Origin of the sequence: Curtobacterium sp. MCLR17_031, assembly GCF_003234775.2 — a bacterium.
Classification (GTDB): domain Bacteria; phylum Actinomycetota; class Actinomycetes; order Actinomycetales; family Microbacteriaceae; genus Curtobacterium; species Curtobacterium flaccumfaciens.
The window spans coordinates 1204004-1220308 of the sequence record NZ_CP126270.1 but is presented as its reverse complement, the minus strand read 5'-3'; the positions used below and the strand labels follow the sequence as shown (position 1 = coordinate 1220308).

Genomic DNA, 16305 nt, shown 5'->3' with positions numbered 1-16305 from the left:
CGGGCGCCGGTCGCCGGCTGCTCACCGCTCCACCAGTCGGAGCGCCTGCAGGGGGCACATCGCGACGGCGTCGGCCGCAGCGGCCCGCTCGTGCGGACGGACCGGGACGTCGCGGGTGCCGGCACCGGGGGTGCCGGGGTCGCCCGGGTTGCCGGCCCGGACACCGGGATCGCCGGGGTCGCCTCCGGCCCGGGCGATCGGGTAGCCCCACTCGTCGCGCTCGAGCCGCTCGGCGAACAGTTCCGTGCACAACCCCCGGCCCCGGCAGCGCGTCCAGTCGACGTGCAGCGAGACGACACCCGCGCCTGCGCCCCCGCTCACCACGCACCCCCGCGCCGCAGCAGGCACCGGCCACCGAGGTGCGCCTGCACGTCGTCGTGGAACACGTCGAGCGCGCTCCGCACCATCCGCGCCACCCCGTCCGGGTGGTGACACGCCCCACGACCGTCCACCAGCGCGGCGACCCGACGCACCTCTCCCGCCAGGTCCCCCGCTGCTCGCCCCGAGGCCAGGTCCCCGACGACGTCGGCGATCCGCGGCAGTCCGTTCACGCAGGGTCCGCACCGTCCGGCCGACGCTCCGGCGAGCGCCGCCGCCAGCCGTGCCGTCACCGCGATCGGGCAGGTCCGGTCGTCGAGCACGGCGAGCACCCCGGCCCCGGGCGCGGCACCCCACCGAGCCAGTCCCTCGGGGTCGAACGACGCGTCGAGGGCCGCGGCCGGCAGCCACGTCCCGCCCCATCCGCCGACCAGCACGGCGCGCGTGTGCGCCGGATCGGTCACCGGTAGCCGGGAGGCCCGCAGCAGTTCCCCGAGCGGCACACCGCCGGCGGTCTCCAGCACCACCGCGGTGGTCGGGTCCGTCACATCGCTCACCGTGACGAGCCGGGTGCCGGGGGCACTCGGGCTGCCGACGCCCCGGGCCCACGCCGCCCCGAAGCGCACGACGAGTGCTGCCTGGGCGAGGGTCTCGACGTTCGACACCAGGGTCGGTCGCCCGCTCGGGCCCCGTTCGGCGAGCCGCACCACGCGGTCCTCGGGCACACCCCGGCCACCGGCGACGGCCGAGGCGAGGGCGCTGGCCTCCCCGGAGACGAAGGAGGCGTGGGGCAGGACCCGCAGGCTGATCGGCACGGGGTCGCCGCCGCGGTCGGTGCCGCAGTCGGCACCACGGTCGGCGCGTTCCGCGAGGGCCCGGCGGACCGGACCGGCGAGTCGGTCGCTCGTGGCGAGCACCGCCTCGGAGGCACCGATCGCGGCGGCCGCGACGACGATGCCGTCGAGTACCAGGTGCGGTGCGCGCTCGAGCAGGACGGCGTCCTTGCGGCTGGCGGGTTCGCCCTCGGCGGCGTTCGCGACCACGAGGGGCGCACCCCGTTCCCGACGGTGGCCGCGGGCGGTCACGGCGGCGAGCTTCCGGGCGAGCGGGAACCCGGCTCCGCCGCGGCCGTCGACGCCGGCGCGGCCGAGTTCGTCGACCAGCCACGGGCCGAGCTGCGGCAGCGGGCCGAAGGTGTCCTCGTGGTCGGTGCGGGCCGGACCGGGTGCGGCCAGGAGCCGTCGGGTGCCGGTGGGTGGGACGACGGTGCGGGGGTGGGTCAGGGTCATCGGACGACCTCCAGCTTCGCGGAACGGAACTCGGTGACACGGGCGGTGCAGCGCCAGACGACGGCGCCGACGACGGCCGCGGTGCAGACGCCGGCGAGCACGAGGAACCACGCGGAGGCGCCGTCGGTCCCCGTGCCGACCGCGTGGGCCAGGGCGACCGGCCACATGGCGTAGGCCGCCCAGTGCACGGCGCGGAAGGCCCGCGGGCCGATCACCCGGCGGAGCAGTGCGGTGACGACGAGCACGACGAGCAGGTCGACGGCCAGGGTGCCGAGCCCCAGCCAGAACCACCGGTAGGCGCCGACGAACGGCACGACCGTGTCGAGGAGGCGCAGCTCGGCCTCGGTGTCGAGCAGCAGCGACCCCACGTGCACCGCGACGAACACGGTGGCGGCGAGGGCGACGTCCCGGTGCACGAGCTGCACGGCGAACCGGGGCAGCCCGGGCAGCGGTCGTCCTCCCCTGCTGACGATGCCGAGGAGCACCGTGAGGGTGAGGAGCAGGACGGCGGTGACCCCGAAGCCCCGGCCGATCACCCAGAGAGCGGTGTCCATCAGACGACCGCCGATCGGTCGTCGTCGGCGCGCTGGCCGTCGGTGCCTCGGTCGTCGGGCCAGCCGCCGAGCCGCACGACCGTTCCGTCGGCGGCGACGAGGCGGGCGGCGCGACCGCTCTGCCGGAGCCACTCGGCGGCGGTGCGACCGCGCACCACGGCGGCGGTCGTCATCGTGTTGGCGGTAGTGCACGACGGGGCGACGACGGTCACCGTGCGCCAGACCGGCTCGGCGGGCAGACCCCACCGGGGGTCGAGGATGTGGTGCCGGGCGGTGCCGTCCTGCTCCCAGCGGCGCTTCTGCGTGCTCGAGGTCGCCACGGACCACCCCGAGGCGATCCGGACGTGGTCGACCGGGTCACCCTCGAGGTCCGCCACCCGCACCTGCCAGCCGCCGGACGGATCCGGGCCGGCGGTCGCGACGTCACCGCCGAGGGACACCAGCGCCCCGATGCCGAGCCGTGCGGTGATGCTCGCCGCGGCCATGTCGGCGGCAGCGGCCTTCGCCGTGGCACCGAGGTCGAGGGTGACGCCCTCGGGGATGCGCAGGAACGTGCCCGACAGCAGGATGCGCTGCCACGCCGGCCGGTCGTCGAGTGCACGCGACAGGGCCTCGGGCGACAGGACCGGCCGGGCGTCGGCGAAGGCGGCGTCGTACCCGAGGGACACCATCCGGCGCCCGAGGGTGGGGTCGACGTCACCGTCGGAGAGCCGGGCTGCGTCGAGGGCCTGGTGCACCAGTGCGGCGAGGAGCGGCGACACCTCGGTGCCACGCACCAGGTCGTCGGCGCGTGCGGTGAGTTCGGAGTCGTCGCGGAAGCGGCTGCACGCGGTGTCGACGGCGGAGGTGACCTGCCGGACGCAGGACTCCGCGTCCGCGAGGCGCCGACGGTCCCGGTGGTCGAGGACGACCCGGGCGGTCGTGGTCCAGAGGTCCCACTCGGTGGCGGCGCGCACGGTCACGACCCCGTCGTCGTGGTGTCGGAGGTCCCGCCGGTGGTGCCCTGCGAGACGCCGGTGTCCGAGTCGCTGGTGCCGGAGTCGGTCGTGGCGGAGTCGGTCGGCTGGGTCGACGAGTCGGTGCTCGTGTCGGCACTGCTACTGGACTCGCTGCTGCTGGAGTCGCTGCTGCTGGAGCTGCTCGTTCTCGTGTCACTGCTCGTGCTCGTGCTCGCCTGCTCGTGCCCGAGCCAGAGCCCCGCACCGGTGACCATCGCCACCACGAGCCCGCCCACGCTGACGAGCGCACTCGTGATCCGTGCGGATCGCCTGCCGCTGCCTCTGGTGTCCATCGGTGCTCCTCGTCGTCACGACGAGGTTCCCGAGGGCACCGATGAGCCAGCCGCGCACCCGCCGCGCACCGACCGTACGAACCCTGTGGTCCGTCTAAGAGCACGTGCTCCCGTCGACGGCGGCGGGACGCGGGTCAGTGGCCGAGGCCGCCGAGCAGGCTCGCGAAGTCCGGGGTCGCGGGGAGCGCATCGGCTTCCTGCGGGGCCCGCCTGGAGGCCCGGATCGCCCAGGCCAGGTCGGCTCCGGCCCGGCGGATGCGACCGTCCAGGGCGGCCGCGTCACCGTCGGTCCCCCAGTCGTCGGTCGCGGCGAAGACCCCCGTGGGCACGATCGCCGCGCGCAGGTACGCGAAGACGGGCCGGAGGGCGTGGTCGATCGCGAGGGAGTGCCGCGAGGTCCCGCCGGTGGCACCGAGCAGGACGGGCATGTCGGCCATCGAGTCCTTGTCGAGCACGTCCAGGAACGACTTCGCCAGTCCGCTGACGCCCGCGGTGAAGATCGGCGTGACGAACACGACGGCGTCGGCCTCGACCACGGCGGCCATCGCTGCGGAGAGCGCCGGGGCCGCGAAGCCGGTGAGCATGGCGTCGGTGATCTCGTGCGCGAGCGGCCGGAGTTCGACGTGCACGACGTGTGCCGGGGTGCCCTCGGCGACGAGTGACGCCACGGCGGCCTCGCCCAGACGGTCGGCGAGCAGGCGGGTGGAGCTGGGCTCGGAGAGTCCGGCGGAGACGACGGCGATGGTGGTCATGATGCTTCCCGACTTTCGATGCGTTTGCATGAACATAGCATCCAACCGGGTCCCCCTCGCAATCATTCCCGCCATCGAACAGCGTGCCGATCGGTCACGACTCCCCGCGCGCTGACTGCGGAGCGGTCACGAAGTGTCGACTGGGACCGTTGTGGCCGACGAGTCGTGACCGCGGGACGAGCGCGGGCGAGGTGTCGTGACCGACCTCGCGACCGACCGAGGACGGAGCGCGGTCGGAGCGGGGCACACCGAGCGTCGAACGCCCCGGGAACGAAGAACGCCCCGGTCCTCTCGAAGAGGTCCGGGGCGTTCGGTCAAGCGTGTGTCGGTCGACTAGCGACGCAGGCCGAGGCGCTCGATGAGCGTGCGGTAGCGGGCGATGTCGACGTCGGAGAGGTAGCCGAGGAGACGGCGACGCTGACCGACCATGAGGAGCAGGCCACGACGCGAGTGGTGGTCGTGCTTGTGCTCCTTGAGGTGCTCGTTCAGGTCGTTGATACGACGCGTCAGAACGGCGACCTGGACCTCGGGGGATCCGGTGTCGCCCGGGTGGGTCGCGTACTCTTCGATGATCTCCTGCTTGACCTGTGCGTCAAGTGCCATGGTGATCCCCTTCCTGTCCGTTGCGCGGTGCCCGTGCCTGATGCGCGAGCGCTCTTTGTCCGCGGCCGTTCGACGGCAACCGCACAAGACTACCAGAGTCCTAGGCGGTCCTGGGGTGCAGACGGCGCCGGCGACGACGCTCCGGCAACAGGCTGCGGACGAGTCCGACCAGCGTCGCGCCGAGCAGTCCGCCGAGGCCGTTCGACAGCACGTCGCGCGGGTCCGCGACGCGGTACGGCAGGTAGGTGGCCTGCGCGAACTCGATGCCCGTGGACAGGGCGACCGCGACGAGCGCGCCGAGGATCCACCAGCGCCGGGGCAGCCACAGCGCCGCGAGCATCCCCACGGGCACGAACATCGCGATGTTGGCGAGGAACTCGGTGCGCTCGTACGTGAACCAGGCACCGTGCGGCAGCTGCTGCACCCAGGCGATCGCGTGCAGCACGAGGGAGTTCTGGGCCGACGTGAAGACCTGCGGGGTCAGCGTCATCCGCCAGATCACCCAGGCGTAGCCCGCGGTCAGGGCGAGGAGGAGGAGTCGACGGAACATCCGCACAGTGTGCTGCACGGTCCTGCGCGGTCGCTGGAGCGCTCCTGTCAGCCGTCGGTACGACACCTGGGCGATCGCGGATCGGCGCTGGTCAGGACTCCCCCGCACCTGTCAGCATGGGTCCGGGCGCGATCGGTGCCCGCACCACCGACACCGCACGGTCAGATCAGGAGCACCGCAGCATGCCGGAGCACGAGGCACCCAGCACCCCACGCCGCAACCGCACCGGCGGCCTGCGGCAGTGGGGGTGGATCGCCGCTGCCGCCGTCGTCGTCGCCGCGGTCGTCACGACCCTCGTGGTCGTCGGCCCGTGGAACGGCGGCCAGCCGGACGGCGACCGTACCCCGAGCGGGCGCAGCGTCGCCGAGCGGAAGTCCGCGGCCGAGGCGTTCCCGGGCGGGCTCGCGCGCCAGCCGACCGCCGTGAACCAGGCCGGCCTCCGCGAGCGCCAGGCCCGGGCCGAGGGCGACGCCGAGACCGCCGAGCAGATCGCGGTGATCGCCGACCAGCCGATCGCGACGTGGCTGACGAACACCTCGCGGGCCGAGACCCGCTCGACGATCCGGTCGGTGGTCAGCACGGCGGAGGAACGTGGGGGCACCCCCGTGTTCGTGCTGTACAACATCCCGGACCGCGACTGCGGCAGCTACTCGAAGGGCGGCACCGAGGACGACGCCTACCTGCCGTGGGTCCGGTCCGCCGTCCGGGCGATGGCCGGTTCGCACGCCGTCGTGCTCGTCGAACCCGACTCGATCGCCCAGATCCAGAACTGCGAGCGGCTGCGCGACGAACGCCTGCCCCTGCTGCGGAAGGCCGTCGACGCGCTGACCGGCCACGGGCTCACCGTGTACCTGGACGGCGGCAACGAGAACCGTGTGCCGACCGCCACCATGGCGGACTGGCTGCGGCAGGCCGGCATCGACGAGGTGCAGGGGTTCTTCACGAACGTGTCGAACTTCTACCGGGTCGACCAGGAGCGCGCGTACGCCGACGAGCTCGCCGACGCGATCGGCGGGGACCCGCACTTCGTCATCGACGTCTCCCGCAACGGGCAGGGGTGGCGGGGCACCTGGTGCAACCCCGAGGGCGCCGGCCTCGGCCAGGAGCCGCACGTCACCGGCGGCAGCACCCGGCTCGACGCCCTGCTCTGGGTGAAGACGCCGGGGCTCAGCGATGGCACCTGCAACGGCGGCCCCGCGGCCGGCCAGTGGTGGGAGTCGTACGCGCTGGCCCTCGTCGAGCACCGCAAGCGCGACTGACGACGCCGCGAGACGGCCCGCGCAGGGCCGTGTCGGTGCCCGGTGGTTGCATGTGCGCATGACCGCGACCGACCGCATCCGCTCCGTCGTCCCGCCCTACCTGCTCCGCGCCGTCGCCGGTGCCGACGCGTTCCCCCGGGCGGCGTCGGCGGCACGCACCGCGCTGGCCTCGCTCGACGCCGTGCAGGCGCCGAAGCACGAGCACCTGGTCGCACCGCGCGGCGTCAGCGGCGCCGTCGACCGCTCCCCGCAGCGGACGATCACCGACGCGCACGGCACCACGACGCTGCCCGGCACCGTCGTCCGGCGCGAGGGCGACGCCGACTCCGGTGACGCCGCGGTCGACGAGGCCTACGCGGGCCTCGGCGCCACGCACGCCTTCTGGCTCGAGGTGTTCGACCGGGTGTCGATCGACGGCGCCGGGCTCCCCCTCGACGCGACCGTGCACTTCGGCCAGGACTACGACAACGCCTACTGGGACGGCCGCCGGATGGTGTTCGGCGACGGCGACGACGAGGTGTTCCGCCGCTTCACCGTCGCGCTCGACGTCATCGGCCACGAGCTCGCGCACGGCGTCACGCAGTACACCGCCGACCTGACCTACCAGGGCCAGTCGGGCGCCCTCAACGAGTCGATCAGCGACGTCTTCGGTTCCCTGGTCGCCCAGTACGCGGCGGGGCAGACGGCGGAGCAGGCGAGCTGGCTCATCGGCGAGGGGCTGTTCACCGACGCCGTGCAGGGCGACGCGCTCCGGTCGATGCGGGCCCCCGGCACCGCGTACGACGATCCGGTGCTCGGGAAGGACCCGCAACCGGCGACCATGGCCGGTTTCGTCGTCACCACGGACGACGCCGGTGGGGTCCACACGAACTCCGGCATCCCGAACCACGCGTTCTTCCTGGCGGCCACCGCCATCGGCGGCCCCGCGTGGCTGGGCGCCGGCGCCGTCTGGTGGGACGCCCTGACGTCGCCCGAGGTGACCGCTTCGATCGACTTCGCGGGCTTCGCCGCCGTCACCGCCGACGCGGCCGGGCGGCGGTTCGGGGACGGTTCCGCCGAGCAGACCGCGGTCCGCCAGGCCTGGCAGCAGGTGGGCGTGCTCGACTGAGCAGGCCACCCGGGCGTACCGTCGGGGCCATGCGCATCGAGGTCCGCCGCTCCGGGGGCTTCGCCGGCACCACACGGCGCTGGCGGGTCGACACCGACACGAGCAGTGACCCCACGGCGTGGTCCGACGTCGTCGACGCGCTGCGGCGCACCCCGGCACCGACGGCCGCGCCCGTCCCCGACGACTTCAGCTGGACGATCACCGTCGAGCGCACCACCGTGACGATCCCGGGTCGCCGCCTCGACGGTCCGTGGGCCGACCTGGTCGCGCGGGTGCGGTCCGAAGGCGACCCGACCTGAGCCGGGAGGCCCGTGGCAGGCCCGCACCGGGCCTCCCGTCCGCCCCGCGGGGACGCCACCACCCACCGATCGTGCGCAGGAACGGTCGCGTGGGACCGACGGACCCGACCGTTCCTGCGCACGAAGTGCGCGGGGACGCGACCGTCAGTCGACGTCGATGACCGTCAGCCGACGGGTCGGACGCGTCATCGCGACGTACACCGCGGCGGCGGCACGGGCGGCGTCGGCGCCCACGCCGTCCGGGTCGACGAGCAGCACGCCGTCGAACTCCAGGCCCTTGGCGTCCGCTCCCGTCAGCACCGTGAGCGAGCCGGCGGTCGGCGAGGCGAGCCCGCGGACGTCCGCCTCGGTGCGGGCGAGCCGCTGCCGGACCGTGTCGACCTGGGACTCGGGGACGATGACGCCGATGGTGCCGGAGCCGATCCTGGCTCGCTCGGCGTCGGCGACCGCCACGACGGTGTCGAGCAGGTCGGCCCGGGCGACGCGGACGCGCTCGACGGGGTCACCGTCGCGCACGGCCTCGTTGCGGGTGACCGTGAGACCGGCGCTGTCGGCGAAGGCCCCGGCGGCCTCGACGATGGAGCGCGGGGTGCGGTAGTTGACCGTGAGCTGCTCGATGCGGTGGTCGAGCGGCACCTGCGGCGCACGGCCGCGTCGGCGACGGGCGAGCGCCCCGATGACGTCGTCCCAGGTACGTGCAGCACCCGGCGAGGAACCCTGCGCCATGTCGCCGACGATCGTGAAGGAGCGCAGCGGGTTGCGGCGGGCGAGCACGCGCCACTGCATCGGCGAGAGCTCCTGCGCCTCGTCGACGACGATGTGCCCGTAGGTCCACTCGCGGTCGTCGGCGGCGCGCTCGGCCGTGGAGCGGGGGTCGCCGCCCTCGGCGAACGAGCCGGCGACCTGCTCGGCGCTGACGATGCCCTCGACACCCATGTTCTCGATCGCCTGGCGGGCGTTCTCGATGTCGCGGTTCCGGCTGGCCTTCGCCGCGCGCTTGGCGGCGCCGCCGGTCGGGTCGAACGGGCCGAGCAGTTCGGCGGCCTCGTCGAGCAGGGGGACGTCCTCGACGGTCCAGGCCGTGCCGCGGGCACGCTGCAGCAGGGCTCGGCGCTCCGGGGTCCAGTCGGGGGTGAGCGAGGCGAGCCAGTTCGGCCGGGCGTAGAGGTCCTCGAGGAACTTCTCCGGCGGCAGCGGCAACCACGCGGTGTTGAGCAGCACGCGGGCGTCGTACGAGCTCCGGATGTCCTCGCGCAGGACCTTCTCGTCGGCCTCGTCCACCGTGGTGCCGCGCTCCCGCAGCTGCTCGGCGAGCAGGCGGGTCATCGCGTCCAGGGCGGTCTTGTTGAACGTGACCCGGGCGGCGTTGTGCGGCTTGCCGCGGTCCTGCGCGCGCTTCATGGCGTCGGCGACGAGCTGCGGCGGGACGACGAGCCGCTCGCCCTCGATGTCGAGCGTGACCGACTCGGTCGGCACGACCTGGCGCGAGCGCACGGCCCGGCGCAGCAGTGACGCCATCTGCGCGGCGCCCTTCACGGCGGCGACGTCGCGGGTGTCGTGCGTCGTCGCGTGCACGCCCGGGTAGAGCGAGCCGAGCGACGCCATCACGACACCGGTCTCGCCGAGCGACGGCAGCACCTGCTCGATGTACGTCAGGAACGCCGGCGACGGGCCGACCATGAGCACGCCGGAGCCCCGCAGCCGCTCGCGGTAGGAGTAGAGCAGGTAGGCCGCGCGGTGCAGCGCCACGGCGGTCTTGCCGGTGCCGGGGCCGCCCTGCACGATGAGCACGCCCTCGAGCGGGGAGCGGATGATGCGGTCCTGCTCGCCCTGGATCGTCGCGACGATGTCCGTCATCCGGCCGGTGCGCTCGGCGGTCACCGCGGCGAGCAGCGCCCCCTCGCCCTGCAGGTGGGTGCGCTCGTCGTCGTAGAGCGAGGCGTCGAACACCTCGTCCTCGACGCCGACCACGCGACGGCCCTGCAGGGACAGGTGCCGGCGGGAGCGCATGCCCATCGGGTGCGCCGCGGTGGCCTGGTAGAAGGCGCTCGCACCGGGGACGCGCCAGTCGAGCAGCAGCGGCCGGTGCTCGGCGTCGCGCAGCCCCACACGGCCGATGTACCGGAAGGTGTCGTCGGGGTTGTCGGGCTCGGCGACCTCGAGCCGTCCGAAGACCAGCCGGTCCCCCACCCGCTCGAGCGTCGCCACGGTGTCCTCGTAGAGCCGCGCGTACGCGTCGCGCTCGCTGCGGCTCTGGTGGTTCCCGCCGACCGCCTGTCGGCGGGTCTCGGCGAGGCGCTGTTCGGCCTCGGCGGTCAGCTCGTCGAGACGACGGAAGAGGCCGTCGACGTAGCCGCGTTCACGGTCGATCTCGGTCGGTTCGGACACACGCAACCCTTCGGGAAGAGGGGGAACCAGTGTACTGCCCACCGGGAGCCCCGCTGTCCCCGAAGGGTCGCGTCGGAGTCACATCTCTTCGTGCGTGTCCGGGTCGCCGTCCCACAGACGACCGCGCTGGAGCGCGGAGATCGCCTGCACCTCGTCGTCGGTCAGCTCGAAGCCGAAGACGTCGAGGTTCTCCTTCTGGCGGGCGGCGTCGCCCGACTTCGGCACCGGCACGGCACCGAGCTGGACGTGCCAGCGCAGCACGACCTGGCCGGGTGCCACACCGTGCGCCGCGGCGGCGTCGACGATCGGCTGCTCGGTGAGCAGTTCCGACCGCTTCGCGAGCGGGCTCCAGCTCTCGGTCACGATGCCGAGCTCCTGGTGCACCTTCCGCAGTTCCGCCTGGGGGAAGTACGGGTGCAGCTCCACCTGGTTGACGGCCGGGGCGACCCCGGTGGCGTCGACGATGCGGCGGAGGTGCTCCGGCGTGAAGTTCGAGACGCCGATCGAGCGGACCTTGCCGCTGTCGCGGAGGTCGACGAACGCCTTCCAGGTGTCGACGAACTTGTCCACCGACGGGTTCGGCCAGTGGATCAGGTACAGGTCGACGTGGTCGAGCCCCAGGTTGCCGAGGGTCTCGTCGATCGAGCGGTGCGCCTCGTCGTAGCCGTGGTGCCGGCCGGGCAGCTTCGACGTGACGACGAGGTCCTCGCGCGCCACCTCGGACTCACGGACGGCCTTGCCGACGGCGTCCTCGTTGCCGTAGTTCAGCGCCGTGTCGAGCAGCCGGTAGCCGCTCGCGATCGCGGTGCCGACCGCGGCAGCACCCTCGTCGCCGTTCAGGCCGTAGGTGCCGAGGCCGAGCTCCGGGAACCGGTGGCCGTCGTTCAGCTCGATCGTCGGGGCACCGACCTGCATCAGCGGACCCCGAGCAGGTCGATCACGAAGATGAGGGTCTTGCCGGAGAGGAAGTGGCCACCACCGGCGGGGCCGTAGGCGAGCTCCGGCGGGACGACGAGCTTGCGGCGTCCGCCGACCTTCATGCCGGGGATGCCCTCCTGCCAGCCGCGCACCAGGGCCGCGAGCGGGAAGTCGATGGGCTCGCCGCGGTTCCAGGAGCTGTCGAACTCCTCGCCGGTCTCGTACTCGACCCCGGCGTAGTGGACCTTGACGGTCGAGCCGGCGGACGCTTCCTCGCCGGAACCCTCGACGATGTCGGTGATGACGAGCTCGGTGGGGGCGGGGCCCTCGGGGGCGTCGAACTCGGGCTTGCTGTTCAGGTCAGTCATGCGGATCAGTCAACCAGAGCGCGCACCGGGCACGCGCAACGAGCGTCCAGCCCGCAGAATGGTTCCACCGTGACACCATCGACTCCCGCACCACCGCGCCGCCGCCTGCTCGCCGACCTCACCCCGCTCCGCCGCTCCCCCGCCTTCGCACGGCTCTGGGCCGGCACGGCGATCGCCGGCATCGGCACCCAGATGACCACCGTCGCCGTCGGGCTCGAGGTCTACGAGATCACCCGCTCGACCTTCGCCGTGGCCCTGGTGGGCGTCATCGCGCTCGTGCCGATGATCGTCGCCGGCCTGTACGGCGGCATGCTCGCGGACGCCTTCGACCGACGCCTCGTCGCGCTCGTGTCGTCGATCATCGCGTGGGTCGCCGTCGCCCTGATCGCCACGCACGCCTGGCTCGACCTGCACAGCGTCGCACTGCTCTACGTGCTCGCGACGGTGAACGCCGTGGCCGCGACCGTCAGCAACGCCTCCCGCTCGGCCATCGTCCCGCGGCTCGTCGGCACCGACCTGCTGCCCGCGGCGAGCGCCCTGGGCGGGATCGCGTCCGGGCTCCAGGTCACCGTGGGTCCGGCGATCGCCGGCGTGCTCATCGCGACCGTCGGGTTCGCGCCGACCTACACGATCGACGTCGTGCTGTTCACGTTCGCGTTCCTCGGGGTGTTCACGCTGCCGCGGATGGCCGCCGACCACGACGCACTGCGGCCGGGGCTCGGCTCGCTCATCGAGGGCGCGAAGTTCCTGCGGCGGTCGCGCAACATCACGATGACGTTCGTGCTCGACATCATCGCGATGACCTTCGGGCAGCCGCGTGTGCTGTTCCCCGCGATCGGCGCGCTCGTCATCGGCGGTGGGTCGATCACGGTCGGCACCCTGACAGCCGCGTACGCGATCGGGGCGCTGCTGTCGAGCGTGTTCTCCGGGCCGCTCGGGCACGTCCGACGCCAGGGTGAGGCCGTCGGCTGGGCCATCACGGCGTACGGCGGGGCGATCGCGGCGTTCGGTGTGGTCATCGCGCTGGCACACGTGCTCGGCGGCCGCTCGGGCGAGGCGTTCGGCGTCGAGATCCTGCCGGCGCTCGGGCTCGCGGCGCTGTTCCTGGCGATGGCCGGCGGTGCGGACAACGTCAGCTCGGTGTTCCGGAACACGATCCTGCAGGCGGCGTCGCCGGACGGCATGCGCGGCCGGCTGCAGGGCATCTTCATCGTGGTGGTCACAGGCGGCCCGCGGCTCGGCGACCTGTACGCCGGCCTGGTCGTCGCGGCCGGCATCGCGTACCCGCCGGTCATCGGCGGCGTGCTCATCATCGGCCTCGTCGCGCTGCTCCTCCGGATGGTCCCGTCGTTCCGCCGCTACGACGCCCTGCACCCCCACGCCAACTGACCGCGAGCGGTGCGCGCGGCCATCTGCCGGACTGTCCTCTCTCGCGAAAGCGACAGATCTGCACGAACCATCCGCGGACATCCGTCGCTTCAGCGACGCGGACGGCGGACCGTCGCGGGATCGTGTCGCTTCGGCGGGGTGGACGCGACCACCATCGGACGGGAGGCGCGGGGCGGGCCCGCCACGGGCCTCCAGGCCGTCACGTGTCGGGTACCGTACGACACATGCCGGACAGCGCATCGCGCGACCTCCAGCGGACGGGAGTCCGCGCCGTCGTCCGGCGCACCTACCACTCGGTGATCCGGCACCGCGTCGTCGACGCGGCCGCGTCGCTGACGTTCTTCGCGCTGCTGACGGTGTTCCCGACCGCGCTGGCGGTCGTGTCGGCGCTGTCGATCGTCGACCGCAAGGGCGACAGCCTGACCGACATCGTCGAGGTCCTCGGGTTCATCGTCCGGCCCGAGACCGCCGAGCACCTCGAGGGGCCGCTCCGGCAGCTGCTGACCCTGGACAACCCGTGGCTGGGGTTCACGATCGGCGTCGTGCTGACGCTCTGGTCGCTGTCCGGGTACGCGACGGCGTTCGGACGGGCGATGAACACCGCCTACGAGGTCGAGGAGGGTCGGCGGATCTGGAAGTTCCGCAGCATGATGCTCCTCGTCACGCTGCTCGTCATGGTCGGCGGTGCCGTCGCCATCGTCATCCTGCTCGGGACACCGACGATCTCCGAGGCCGTGATCCGGCAGCTCGGGTGGGCGCCCTGGATCGACGACGTGTGGAACGTGGTGAAGTGGCCCGTGCTCGCGGCCGACCTCGTCGTGATGGTGGCGGTGCTCTACTACGCGACGCCGAACGTGAAGACCCCGCAGCTGCGGTGGGTGTCAGCCGGTGCCGCGTTCGCGATCGTGACCTGGGCCATCGCCACGGTGGGGTTCGCGCTCTACGTGGAGACCCTCGGTGGCGGGAACCGTGCCTACGGGTGGCTCGGTGGCGCGATCCTGCTGCTCGTGTACCTGTACATCTCGAACTTCGTGCTCGTGGTCGGCGGAGAGCTCGACTCCGAGGTGATCCGGATGAGGCAGCTGCTCGCCGGCATCGAGGCGGACGAGTCGATCCGGCTGCCGCTGCGCGACGTCACGCGGAACTTCACGCTCGCGCGCTGGCGGGACCAGGACATCGCGGCCGCGCAGCACGTCCGGGCCGAGGCCGCGCGGGTCGCCGAGGACGAGGACGCCGAGCTGGCCCCGAACGAGGAGCACCTGCGGGCGATGGCGCAGCAGGTGCGGGTGGGCGAGCGGCCGTTGCCCTGACGGGGGTGCGCGCGTGCGTGGGCGCGCGCGTGCGCGTCCGCTTTTTCGCGCGGACGCCCCGCGTCAGCGCTTGCGCGCCTCGGCGTCCAGCATCTCCTCGGTGACGATCGGGATCGCACCCGTCGCCAGCTCGATGCCCGACAGCCGTGCCGGGCTGAGCACGCGCATGACCTGGTCCTCGTCCATCAGCCCAGCGGCCACGACGAGCGTCGAGATCGGCGTCGAGGTGGTCAGCGCCGTGTGCGCGATCGACGCCGCGGCCGCGTACCCGATGTACGGCGTCAGCGCGGTGACGACGCCGACGTTCGTGTCGACCTGGGCCGCGAGCTTCGCCTCGTTCGCCTCGATGCCGACGACGCAGTGCTCGCGCAGGGTCGCGCAGCCGCGGGACATCCACTGCAGCGACTGCAGGATCGAGTGGGCGATGATCGGCTCGAAGGCGTTGAGCTGGAGCTGCCCACTCTCCGCCGCCATCGTCACGGTGGTGTCCGCGCCGGCGACCGCGTAGGCGATCTGGTTCACGACCTCGGGGATCACCGGGTTGACCTTGCCGGGCATGATCGACGAGCCGGCCTGGCGAGCCGGCAGGGTGATCTCGCCGAGGCCCGCCTGCGGACCGGAGGACAGCAGCCGCAGGTCGTTGCAGATCTTCGAGAGCTTGGCGGCGCTGCGCTTCACCGTGCCGGACAGGGTCATGAACGCACCGGCGTCGCTCGTCGCCTCGATGAGGTCGGGGGCGGTGACGACGTCGATGCCGCTCGCCTCCTGCAGCTGCCGGCGGACCTCGTCGCGGTAGAGCGGGTCCGCGGTGATCCCGGTGCCGATCGCCGTCGCGCCGAGGTTCATCTCGGCGAGCAGCGGCATCACCTTGCGGAGCAGGTCAGCGTCCTCCTGGATCGTGTGCGAGAACCCGGTGAACTCCTGCCCGAGGGTCATCGGCACGGCGTCCTGCAGCTGCGTCCGGCCGACCTTCAGCACGTCGGCGAAGGCGCGGCCCCGCTCGGCGAACGCCGCGGAGAGTTCCTCGAGCTGCACGATCAGACGACGGACCCCGAAGATCATCGCGATCTTGATGCTCGTCGGGTAGGTGTCGTTCGTGGACTGGCTGCGGTTCACGTGGTCGATCGGGTGCAGGTACGCGTAGTCGCCCCGCTCACGGCCCAGGAGTTCGAGGGCCCGGTTCGCGAGCACCTCGTTCGTGTTCATGTTCGTGCTCGTCCCCGCGCCGCCCTGCACGACGTCGACGACGAACTGCTCGCGGAGCGCTCCGTCGCGGACCTCCTGCGCTGCACGGTCGATCGCGTCGGCGCGCTCCTCGTCGAGGACACCGATCGCCCGGTTCGCCCGCGCCGCCGCCTGCTTCACGGTGACGAGCGCCTCGATGAGGTCCGGGTACACGGCGATCGGCACGGAGGTGATCGGGAAGTTCTCCAGTGCCCGCAACGTGTTGATGCCCCAGTACGCGTCGTTCGGGACCTCTCGTGATCCCAGCGAGTCGCTCTCGGTCCGCGTCGTCGTCGTCACAGGTGCCTCCTCGTTGCCGGTCACACGTCGAGGCTAGTCCCGTCCGTCCGGCCGGTCCGGGAACGCGCCGGTGCTGGGCGGAGCGGGCGGCGTGCCCGCGCGAGCGCCTCCCGTCGCTTCGTGAGCAGAAGATGTCGGGTCGTACTGCGGGACGCGACATCTTCTGCTCACCAAGCGCGCCGCCTGCGCGCCCGCGACGGCCTGGAGGCCCGGTGCCAGGCCGCCACGGGCCTCCCGTCCGACCCGCGGTCACGCCCCGGACGCGAGCGGGCGAAATGGCGGGGTAGGCGCGAGCGCGGACGCGGGCATTTCGCCCGCTCGTGCCGCAGGCGCGGCGAACGTGCGCCCGCCCGCGCACTTCGTGAGCAGAAGGGGTCGGGTCTCA

General features: G+C 72.9%; 17 protein-coding genes. 5 read left to right on the top strand and 12 right to left on the bottom strand.

Annotated elements, in window-relative coordinates:
* Window positions 1–21 precede the first annotated feature (21 nt).
* The 8 genes from DEI96_RS05870 to DEI96_RS05835 form a co-directional block, all read right to left on the bottom strand.
* Window positions 22–321 carry a ferredoxin gene (locus DEI96_RS05870; protein WP_258372803.1) on the bottom strand — a complete coding sequence of 100 codons (300 nt, stop codon included), beginning with the start codon at window positions 319–321 and terminating at the stop codon, window positions 22–24.
* Window positions 318–1607, bottom strand: a complete 1290-nt coding sequence (locus DEI96_RS05865; protein ID WP_111023198.1) for an NADH-ubiquinone oxidoreductase-F iron-sulfur binding region domain-containing protein — start codon at window positions 1605–1607, stop codon at window positions 318–320. The genes DEI96_RS05870 and DEI96_RS05865 overlap by 4 nt, the downstream gene beginning before the upstream one ends.
* A complete protein-coding gene (locus tag DEI96_RS05860) occupies window positions 1604–2161 on the bottom strand; it encodes a ferric reductase-like transmembrane domain-containing protein (RefSeq protein ID WP_111023197.1) in 558 nt (185 codons plus the stop codon). The genes DEI96_RS05865 and DEI96_RS05860 overlap by 4 nt, the downstream gene beginning before the upstream one ends.
* The gene (locus tag DEI96_RS05855) at window positions 2161–3123 is read right to left on the bottom strand and encodes an FAD:protein FMN transferase (RefSeq protein WP_111023196.1); all 963 of its coding nucleotides are present in this window, start codon (window positions 3121–3123) and stop codon (window positions 2161–2163) included. Before DEI96_RS05855 ends, DEI96_RS05860 begins: the two co-directional genes overlap by 1 nt.
* Entirely contained in the window at window positions 3120–3452 is a 333-nt protein-coding gene (locus DEI96_RS05850) for a hypothetical protein (RefSeq protein ID WP_146246903.1), read from the bottom strand. Before DEI96_RS05850 ends, DEI96_RS05855 begins: the two co-directional genes overlap by 4 nt.
* A gap of 134 nt (window positions 3453–3586) precedes the next feature.
* The gene (locus DEI96_RS05845) at window positions 3587–4204 is read right to left on the bottom strand and encodes a CE1759 family FMN reductase (RefSeq protein WP_071245007.1); all 618 of its coding nucleotides are present in this window, start codon (window positions 4202–4204) and stop codon (window positions 3587–3589) included.
* 333 nt (window positions 4205–4537) lie between these two features.
* Complete coding sequence (rpsO, locus tag DEI96_RS05840; protein ID WP_017885935.1) at window positions 4538–4807, bottom strand: 30S ribosomal protein S15; 270 nt, start codon at window positions 4805–4807, stop codon at window positions 4538–4540.
* A 100-nt stretch (window positions 4808–4907) separates the two neighbouring features.
* The gene (locus DEI96_RS05835; protein ID WP_084741173.1) at window positions 4908–5357 is read right to left on the bottom strand and encodes a VanZ family protein; all 450 of its coding nucleotides are present in this window, start codon (window positions 5355–5357) and stop codon (window positions 4908–4910) included.
* 182 nt (window positions 5358–5539) lie between these two features.
* Here DEI96_RS05835 and DEI96_RS05830 point away from each other — a divergent pair, with 182 nt between their 5' ends.
* Genes DEI96_RS05830 through DEI96_RS05820 form a run of 3 tightly spaced genes read left to right on the top strand, consistent with a single transcriptional unit; the run spans window position 5540 to window position 8023 of the window.
* Window positions 5540–6616 carry a glycoside hydrolase family 6 protein gene (locus tag DEI96_RS05830; RefSeq protein ID WP_146246902.1) on the top strand — a complete coding sequence of 359 codons (1077 nt, stop codon included), beginning with the start codon at window positions 5540–5542 and terminating at the stop codon, window positions 6614–6616.
* A gap of 58 nt (window positions 6617–6674) precedes the next feature.
* Entirely contained in the window at window positions 6675–7724 is a 1050-nt protein-coding gene (locus DEI96_RS05825) for a M4 family metallopeptidase (RefSeq protein ID WP_111023193.1), read from the top strand.
* 29 nt (window positions 7725–7753) lie between these two features.
* The gene (locus DEI96_RS05820) at window positions 7754–8023 is read left to right on the top strand and encodes a protealysin inhibitor emfourin (protein WP_071405582.1); all 270 of its coding nucleotides are present in this window, start codon (window positions 7754–7756) and stop codon (window positions 8021–8023) included.
* 144 nt (window positions 8024–8167) lie between these two features.
* Here the strand turns inward: DEI96_RS05820 and DEI96_RS05815 are convergent, their stop codons facing one another.
* From DEI96_RS05815 to DEI96_RS05805, 3 genes are all read right to left on the bottom strand, one after another.
* Complete coding sequence (locus DEI96_RS05815; RefSeq protein WP_258320822.1) at window positions 8168–10411, bottom strand: HelD family protein; 2244 nt, start codon at window positions 10409–10411, stop codon at window positions 8168–8170.
* 78 nt (window positions 10412–10489) lie between these two features.
* Window positions 10490–11326, bottom strand: coding sequence for an aldo/keto reductase (locus tag DEI96_RS05810; protein WP_111023191.1), 837 nt, complete (start codon window positions 11324–11326; stop codon window positions 10490–10492).
* On the bottom strand, window positions 11326–11697 hold the full coding sequence (locus tag DEI96_RS05805; RefSeq protein WP_173035534.1) for an FKBP-type peptidyl-prolyl cis-trans isomerase: 372 nt from the start codon (window positions 11695–11697) through the stop codon (window positions 11326–11328). Before DEI96_RS05805 ends, DEI96_RS05810 begins: the two co-directional genes overlap by 1 nt.
* Window positions 11698–11766: 69 nt before the next feature.
* Here DEI96_RS05805 and DEI96_RS05800 point away from each other — a divergent pair, with 69 nt between their 5' ends.
* Together DEI96_RS05800 and DEI96_RS05795 are read left to right on the top strand one after the other, a co-directional pair.
* Window positions 11767–13086 (top strand): MFS transporter, encoded by a 1320-nt coding sequence (locus DEI96_RS05800; RefSeq protein ID WP_111023190.1) that lies wholly within the window; start codon window positions 11767–11769, stop codon window positions 13084–13086.
* 224 nt (window positions 13087–13310) lie between these two features.
* Window positions 13311–14396 carry a YihY/virulence factor BrkB family protein gene (locus DEI96_RS05795; protein ID WP_111023189.1) on the top strand — a complete coding sequence of 362 codons (1086 nt, stop codon included), beginning with the start codon at window positions 13311–13313 and terminating at the stop codon, window positions 14394–14396.
* Window positions 14397–14459: 63 nt separating this feature from the next.
* Here the strand turns inward: DEI96_RS05795 and DEI96_RS05790 are convergent, their stop codons facing one another.
* Entirely contained in the window at window positions 14460–15920 is a 1461-nt protein-coding gene (locus DEI96_RS05790) for an aspartate ammonia-lyase (RefSeq protein WP_241660463.1), read from the bottom strand.
* Window positions 15921–16305 lie beyond the last annotated feature (385 nt).